The organism is Streptomyces katrae (genome assembly GCF_000966975.1).
Classification (GTDB): domain Bacteria; phylum Actinomycetota; class Actinomycetes; order Streptomycetales; family Streptomycetaceae; genus Streptomyces; species Streptomyces katrae.
On record NZ_JZWV01001483.1, the window covers coordinates 1 to 2,672 of the forward strand.

3 protein-coding genes are annotated in these 2,672 nt (G+C 73.7%); 1 reads left to right on the forward strand and 2 read right to left on the reverse strand.

The genetic code is table 11. The annotated features are described in order from the left end of the window. On the reverse strand, positions 1–1,239 hold a 1,239-nt coding region (locus tag VR44_RS38530), incomplete at its 3' end, for a bifunctional phosphatase PAP2/diacylglycerol kinase family protein (RefSeq protein ID WP_052714027.1). A 216-nt stretch (positions 1,240–1,455) separates the two neighbouring features. Here VR44_RS38530 and VR44_RS38535 point away from each other — a divergent pair. Then, positions 1,456–1,707 carry a DUF3703 domain-containing protein gene (locus tag VR44_RS38535; protein ID WP_281187289.1) on the forward strand — a complete coding sequence of 84 codons (252 nt, stop codon included), beginning with the start codon at positions 1,456–1,458 and terminating at the stop codon, positions 1,705–1,707. 136 nt (positions 1,708–1,843) lie between these two features. Here VR44_RS38535 and VR44_RS38540 read toward each other — a convergent pair. Continuing rightward, a partial coding sequence (locus VR44_RS38540) for a hypothetical protein (RefSeq protein ID WP_245692869.1) occupies positions 1,844–2,672 on the reverse strand: 829 nt, incomplete at its 5' end.

Here is a 2,672-nt window from a genome sequence, read left to right on the forward strand (position 1 = left end):
CTCCCGTACCGGGCCGCCGTCGAGCCGGATCGACAGGCGCATGCGGGGGTCGCCGAGGTGGCGGACGGCGGACACCGCGTACGCCGCCCAGCCGAGGCACCGCTTCACCCGGTCGGAGGCCCCGGCAACCATGGCGGCGTCGAAGCCGGCTCCCGCCATGACCGCGAACCTGGCGGGCCGCGGCCCGTCGCCCCGGATCCGGCCCAGGTCGATGCGGGCGGTCCCGCCGGCCAGGGCCGCCTCCAGGGCGGTGGCCGGGTCCGCGTCCAGGCGCAGGTTGTGCGCGAGCAGGTTTCCGGTACCGCAGGGAACCACTGCGAGCGGGATGCCGGTGTGGGCGAGGAGGTCGGCGCAGGCGCGGACGGTGCCGTCCCCGCCGCAGGCGACCACGAGGGCCGGGTCCACCTCGTCGATCCGTCGGGCGAGCGCGCCGGCGGGGTGCTCGGCGGAGGTCTGCGTCCACACCTGGTCGGCGTAGCCGTGGCGGAGCAGGATGTGCCGTACGCGCTCGGCCAGTTCCGGCGTGCAGCCGTGCGGGTGGCGCACCACCACGGCCTGCCGCCCGCCGGGGGCGGGGCGCGGCCGGGGCCGGGGCCGGTCGACGGCGGCGGTGTGGGCGGCCGTACGGGTCCGGGCGGGCAGCAGCAGCGCGTGGGCCAGGACGAGCAGGGTGCAGGCGCCGTTGAGCAGTCCGCCCACCACGTCCGACGGGTGGTGCATGCCGCGGTAGACCCGGGAGCACGCCACGAGCACGGGGATCACGAGCAGGGCGACGGTCAAGGCGTGCCGCAGCCACGGCAGACCGGGCCGGCCGCGGAGTACGGCGAGCACGGCGAGGCCCCCGAACAGCGCCACGGCCGCACCGACGTGGCCGGAGGGGAAGCTGGAGGTCGGCGGTGCCGCGTCCAGCTGAGGCACGTGCGGACGGGGCCTCTCCACGAGGAGGGTGACGAGGAGGAAGACCGCCGACTGCACGGCCACGGCACCGGCCAGGAACCCCGCCTCCCGCAGCCACCGCCCCCGCGAGAGCGCCAGCATGGCGGTGACGGCGAGGACGGTGAGGGCGATGATGCTCGAGGTACTGGCCAGCAGGGAGAGCCCCTGCGAAAGGGGCAGGGCAGGCCCGCCCCGATGGGCCGCGAGGCCGCGGCTGACGGCGTCTTCGGCGGCCAGCGGCCACTGCCCCGCCAGCGGCCCGGTGACCAGCAGCCCGACGCCGACCATCAGGGCGGCCTGCACGGGCAACAGCCACAGTACGAGGGGGCGGCCGGGTGCACCTGCCCCGGGGTGTCCAGGTCTCATTGACGGCGTGTATCCCGCGACCGCCCGACTCATTCACCCCCGGACGGTGGGGTTCCCGGTGCGCGACCTGCCCCCCCGGGGGACCGGCGGTCAGGGCCGGCCGGGCGGCGAGCGCGACGCCCCCGGCGATTCGGCCGGCCCCCTTGTTGTGCCCTGTCCCAGCCGTGGCCATGGCCCCACACCCGCGCCCACGGGGTGATGCTCCGTCTCGCCTTGCGCGACCGCGACATGCGCGAGGTCATCGGTCAGCTGGTGCGTCCGGCCGTGGCCGCACCGGGTTCGGCGGCCGGGAAATACCCGGACGGCAACACCGCCCGCACCCGGGCCGGACTCACCACCCCCATGCCGATCCCCTACGACCTCGCCGCCCTGCTCCGCGAGGCCGGCGTCACGCCGCAGCCGTAGAACCCGGTCCCTGCACGCCGCCCGCACGAAGACGAGCACCCGGGCGTTCTCACAGCTGAGGAACCTCGTAACACAAGGCTCGAAATGTCGTCAGAAACAGGAGCGACGGGATGCCACAGGTCTGACGGCACGGGGTTCAGCGGTCGTAGCGATGCGTGTAGGGGGTGTCCGGGCAGTTGCGGCAGACGAAGAAGTACATGCCTCCGCCACCCAGGTACATGTGGTGTCCGAATGCGTCGAGGGCGGCGGGGTCTGCTTCGGCTCGCCAGGACGGGGTTTCGGATTGGTCCCGGTGGGGGTTGCGTTCGTCCAGGGGGAGCCAACGGCCCATGCCCGCCTCGGTTGCGGTGACGCTGAGCAGGTGCTCCATGCGTGTGCGGCAGCCCGTGCAGTCAGGCCAGTCGGGCTGCTGGGTCCAGCTCGGATAGCCGCCGACCTTGCTCTGCTGGGTGGTGGCCACCTCGAAGTAGTCGAAGCCGCGTTCTTCCTGCAGGGCCTCGAAACGCTCCCCGATCTGCTCGCTGAGTTCGTCGGGAAGGTCCCAGTTCGGGTATTCCAGGGCCGGCGTGGGGGACACCGTACACGGGCGCGGCAGGTAGTCCTCCTCCGCGGTGTGCGGGCGGGGCGGTTGGCCATCAGCGACGTCGGCGGCCGTCTGGGCCGTGTTGCGCCAGTGGAGCCGGGGGTTGGCCGCGTACTGGTCGTCCTCGTGTACGAGCGGGCACCACAGGATCTGCAGCAGGTCGGTTCCGGCAGGGAAGACGAGGTCGGGCACATCCCGTGCGTACAGCTGGACCACCGGAACCATCGCGACCGGGTCGGGCCCGACGGGCGCGTCGAGCGGCTTGTAATGGTCTGGTTCGGCACACATCGGCCAGGACTCACCGGCTGGCCAGAGCAGCGGCCCGCCGATGGAGCTGTCGCCGGGGCCCGGCTGCCCGGCCCGGGGGTAGAGGAGAGTGACC